We start from the raw sequence: 5,159 nt of genomic DNA on the forward strand, positions 1-5,159 counted from the left end.
ACTGCAGGGGGGACCCTGTGGGAGAGTAGGACGCCGCCGAACAAATTGTGGGAAAACCCCCGTATCGAAAGATACGGGGGTTTTCTGCGTTCAGGCGTGACCGGGAATTCCTGGTGGGCCAGGAGCGCCTCGAGGACGACGTAGACAACTCCGGAGGGGTCCGGCCCTTGAGCTCAGCGGTGAGGAACTCCGGGCCGACGTCTCGCCTTTAGTTCCTCGGCCAGGGCCGCCGTTCGATGCCGCGGCCGAGCCGCTTGTACTCGTGGATGGTGAGCGTGTCGCGCACTACGGAGGCGCGCAGTTCGCCGGCGGCGACGGCCAGAAGACCCCTGTCCCGGCTTCAGGAAGCCAGTCGAGCTGGGAGTCGAGGGAGTGCCGGGCGGTGGATGCACGAAGGCACAGGCGTACCCCGGGCGAGCGTGCCTCCCCGGCGACGACGAGGGGCAACTGGGCGGGTCCTTCTGCTGGCGGCCATTGCCCGACGCCGGGCGATGGCACACCGCTGGGTCCACCAGGAGCAGATCCGTGCGGCGGCGTATGACTACACGCGGTTCGGGTTCGACCAGTGGGCCCTTTCCAAGCCGCACTACGTGAGAACTCTGCCCCCCGAGCCCGTCGGCTTCGCGGGACAGCTGGGAGCACGAGCGCGACTACGCCATCGGTCAGAGCCAGCAGGTGACCCGACGGCCCGTGGCCCCGAACGGCACTGTGCAACCCCTACCCCGGCGGTGCATGTGGTACGTCACCGCGCACAACCCTCAGCAGGACGAACGGCGCGGACCGTCGTATCCGTTCCCGCTCGGTGCCCGGCTGTTGATGAGCCTTCCGCTGTTCCTCGCCGGAGCGGCGGCCGATCTAGCCGTCTGTCCCGGGCTGCTGGGCGCTCCTGTACTGAGCGTCTCTAGAACTCTGTGCGTGCCTGGGGTTTCCGGGCTTTTCGGGCGCGGCGTGGCCGTGTGCGGTTGCCGTCCGGTGGTCCGATCCTCGGGGTGAGGGGGTGGGCCGGGGTGGCGTGCAGGTGGTGGAAGCCGGTCCGCTCGGCGGCGCGGGTGCGTCGTCGACAGGTTCTGCGTGAGAGCCGCCTGCGTCCGGGGGGAAGAAGGGCCATGACCTGGCACCGGCCGGGATACGGCTGCTGGTGTCTGGGTGTCATGCCCCGCCGGACGCTGGACCACCCGGGTGGGGGTGGTGGCGGGGACCGTACGCACATCGGGCATACGGCGGGAAGTCTTGTGGCCCGGGGCCTGCCCTGGGGCGGCGTGCCGGGTGCCACGGCCACCAGGGCCGGTGGGCCTGCTGGGGGGTGGGGCGCCCCTTGCCCGGGCTGGTCTTGGTCTTCGGGCTGTTGGGGCGGGGCGGTGCCTGTTCTGTTTGGCGTTGGCGGCGCAGGCGGCGGGTGGTCTTCTTCGGACGTCTCACCAGGGCCACGGTGCCGTCCACGGTGGTGCGGATGGTCCGGGTGTGGGTGGCGCGGTCGGTGGTGGTGTGGGTCTGGGCGAGGGGCGAGCAGGCCGCGGGAGACGATCCGGCGGGCGGCGGCGTGATCGCGGCGTTTGGCGGCGAGGTGCTCGCGCACGCCGCGCAGCCGGTGCAGGGCGGCGCTGACCGTGGTGGCGTCGAAGACCAGCGGCCGGCCGTCGGTGAGGACCCGCCGGGTTGGTCCTGTGTCGGTGAGTCGGCCGAGTGTGCCGGTGAGGAGGGTGTTGACGCCCCAGTCGAAGCCGACGGCCACGGTATGCCCGCTCGCCTTGACGGGTGGGGCGGGCCTCTAGTGCGGCAGGTCGACGGCGATCCTCCCGGCCCGGGTGGGGCGCAGGCTGGGGGTGTGCAGCACCGCGTCCGCGGTGACGGTGCCGGGCAGCCGGAAGTCGATCACGTGCCAGGCCCAGTCACGGCCCGAGGCAGGAGCTGCACACAGCGGCAGCTTGAGACGCAGCCGGGCGGTGGTCTCATCCACCCGCATCAGGGTGACCTGCTGACGGTCCATCGCCGCCAGCAACATCACCGCAGCCACCCGCGGCGGCCCCTCCAAGGCACACAGTCCGGCCGGAAGCTTCCCGTGCTCGGCCACGAATTGGCGGATCTGCCGGGTACGGTTGCGGATCTCCGCACCGCTCACCCCGGCGGGCAGCAGTCCCCGCAGCACCGCCCACTCCGCCTCGGTGCGCCGCCGCGGATCGGCGGGCCAGGTGGTCACGACCGCACTCACGATGGTGCGGCGGTGCAGGGCCAGCCGCAGCGTCCTGGCCGCGTCCTCCTCCGCGCCGCGGCGCACCCGGTCCGACACGTACACCCCCGGCCGGGGGTGTGAGGTCCTGCGGCCAGCCCAGGCGGCGCAGCGCCATCCACCCCTTGGACGGCAGCGCCTCACCCCGCCCGTCCACCCCACCGGCCAGCACATCCAGACAGGCCTCGTCCCACCGGGAAGCCACCAGAGCACCCGTCAGTTCCCGGCTCAATTCCGCCAGGAAACCCACCCGTTCGAACAGCACGCCCTGCCCGACCCGCTCACCACTGCTCTCCAGGACACCGGCAAAGGCGGTACACGAAGCCGTCGCCATCAGCCTAGCCACGACGTTCACCCGCAGCTTCGGCTTCGGGGGCAGGGTGCTCCATTCGGCCCTCGGCCTCGGCCAGAAGCCGCCGACGCGCCGCGCGTGAGCGCATCCCGTACATACGACCGGCGAAGGTGGCTACCAACGACATGAAGTCGTCCAGCAGCTCCTCCGTCCCCCGGCCGCCCGCTTGGCATGCAACACCTCGACGGTGACCTGGTGATGGGCCAGAACCTGTGTCAACCAGCCCGCACCGAAACGGGCCAGCCGGTCGCCGTGCGTCACCCGCATATGAACTCACCCGCCGCGGCCCGCTTCAACAGCCGGTCAAGCCCCGGGCGCGACTCCCGCAGTCCCGAGGCGCGGTCTTTGAAGACCGCGACCGCCACCCCTGAAGCCGAGGCCCGCAGCTCGGCCTCCTGCGCGGCCAGCGACGACTCCTGCCCGCCGGTGCCCGAGACCCGCACACCCACGCCGAGGAACCTACGGCCCCACGCGCACCCACCACACCAAACCGGCATGAACATCACACCATCGCTGGATACGGGGTGGAAGGCCCCGCAGATCCACACACGCTCTGCTGTGCAGCGTCCAGAAGGATCCATAAGCGAAACCCTCAACAGTTAGAGAACCTCTTCGAACCTGGTTGAGCGCCAGGTGAGTTGGGGTGGAAGTCGTGCCGGGGACGAGGTGCAGTTCCCGGTAGGCCGACTGTCGGTCCAGATGGGGGGACCACCACGGGGGTACCGGTATGTAGCCGAGGCCGACGAGCTCCTGGCTGCTCTCGGGCCGGACCCTGACCGACAGGGATCCGCTGCTGGGCTGGCAAGGCATGGCTCGCGGTGTTCTCCGGTCACCGGCCTCCGGGTGTGAGACTGGTAGTAGTTGAGGTACAGAATGTGCCGCTCAGGTTGATCTTGCTCGGGTCCGTCTACTGCGGGGGCGCTTCGAGCTGGCGGGGACGGTGCCGGCGCGGAGGCCGCGCAGGTCCGGGATGTGGTTGTGGAGCGCGCCCGGGGAGACGCCCAGGCGTTGGACGACGACGACGGCGGTCGGCCAGCGGCATGACGCGCCCTTGCGGGTCGGTGCCGGCGATGACACCGGGCTGGTTGACCCAGGAGGTGGCGCCGACGATGGTGGGTCGCCCGGCCACCGCCTGGCGCTCCCCGCTGGCCGGGCGGCAGTCGAGGGGAAACCTATTTCCAGCGCCTCTCGGGCTGTTAGCCTGCGCGCATGTCAGATCTGGGGCCCGTCGCCTGGCCGCCTGAGCCGATCAAGACCGAGAGGCTCGTGCTCCGTGAGCCCGAGGCCCGGGACCGTGCGGCGTTCATCGAGCTGCTGGCGTCGCCAGAGGTGCACACCTACCTCGGCGGCCCTCGGCCGCGTGACGAGCTTGAGCGAGAGATGCCCGGGGCGCCCGAGCGGTGGCCCGGGAGCTTCGTCGTTGATCTCGACGGGGCGATGATCGGCCAGATCCTGCTCAGGAGAGCAACGGGGCACCGTCGCCCGGCTGCCGCGGGGAAGGCCGATCTCGGCTACCTGTTCCTGCCGCAGGCGTGGGGATTCGGATACGCCGCCGAGGCGTGCGCGGCGGCACTCGACTGGTTCGACGGCGTCCTTCCCGGCGAGCCGGTGGTGCTCACCACCCAGACCGCCAACGTCGGCTCGATGCGCCTCGCGGCCAAGCTGGGGTTCACCGAGGTAGAGCGGTTCCAGGCGTGGGACGCCGAGCAGTGGCTCGGCCTGCGGTCCCCGGTCACGTGGTCCGCTTGAGCCCAAGGCCGCCAGGTCGGGGTAGCCCGGGGGTGAGACTCCCTCGGGCTACCTGACCTCGCGCGCGTGCACCCACAGAATGTCCAGGTGGTTGGTCGGGTGGCCCTGCCCCTCGCGGCCGAACATCCGCAGCAGGTGTAGGCGCGAACCTGGTTCGTGACTGAGCGACCTGCGACGCGAAGCATGAACGGCCAGCGCGTCGCGATCCGCTTCACATAGACCTTGTTGCAGGCCACGGCGTCCAACGGCCCCTGACCCGCAACTCGTCCTTCGCTGTCGGGCGGGTCGGCCCGCCAGAACGCTGGTCGGCAAGGTCGCGCCGCGTCATCCGCTCCATACGGGCCGAGGAGCAGCCGGCCACCAAGGCGCTGCGACTCCTTTCGCTCCCCTTCCCAGCGGACAGACGAGGAGACCGTGCAGGCGCCCGGACTCCTTCCGGACGTCGGCGGTCGACTCCGCGAGCTGGGTTAAAAGACCTTGACAGGGGGTGGTTGACGATCCTCTCTCGGATCCGTATAGTTCTCCGGGTTGCCGTGGAGCCGTAACGGTTCTTCGACAGCACCTCTGCCGCGTCAGCGGCACCCAAACCACCAGCATGCTCTCCCGACGGGGTTTAATTCGGCACGCCCGAATTAAATTCGATATCGGGTTCGGCCGCCCCGATCGACTCGATTGGGAATCGCCGAGAAGATCCGCTAAGGTTTGAAGCGTCGGAACGGCCCAACAGCCGGGAAGGCAAACCCCCTCTGACTGGGAGTCAGGCCCGAAAGGATCTGATAGAGTCGGAAACGCCGGAAAGGGAAACGCGAGAGCGGGAACCTGGAAAGCACC

General features: G+C 69.8%; 3 protein-coding genes. 1 reads left to right on the forward strand and 2 read right to left on the reverse strand.

Translation table 11 applies throughout. The features are described from left to right. Window positions 1–1,768: 1,768 nt before the first annotated feature. Together ACFY16_RS43015 and ACFY16_RS43020 are read right to left on the reverse strand one after the other, a co-directional pair. Window positions 1,769–2,287, reverse strand: a complete 519-nt coding sequence (locus tag ACFY16_RS43015; RefSeq protein WP_390652674.1) for a hypothetical protein — start codon at window positions 2,285–2,287, stop codon at window positions 1,769–1,771. A 549-nt stretch (window positions 2,288–2,836) separates the two neighbouring features. Then, complete coding sequence (locus tag ACFY16_RS43020) at window positions 2,837–3,028, reverse strand: recombinase family protein (RefSeq protein WP_390652675.1); 192 nt, start codon at window positions 3,026–3,028, stop codon at window positions 2,837–2,839. 760 nt (window positions 3,029–3,788) lie between these two features. Here ACFY16_RS43020 and ACFY16_RS43025 point away from each other — a divergent pair. Next, on the forward strand, window positions 3,789–4,328 hold the full coding sequence (locus ACFY16_RS43025) for a GNAT family N-acetyltransferase (protein ID WP_390652676.1): 540 nt from the start codon (window positions 3,789–3,791) through the stop codon (window positions 4,326–4,328). Window positions 4,329–5,159 lie beyond the last annotated feature (831 nt).

This window comes from Streptomyces sp. NPDC001315 (assembly GCF_042896175.1).
Classification (GTDB): Bacteria; Actinomycetota; Actinomycetes; order Streptomycetales; family Streptomycetaceae; genus Streptomyces.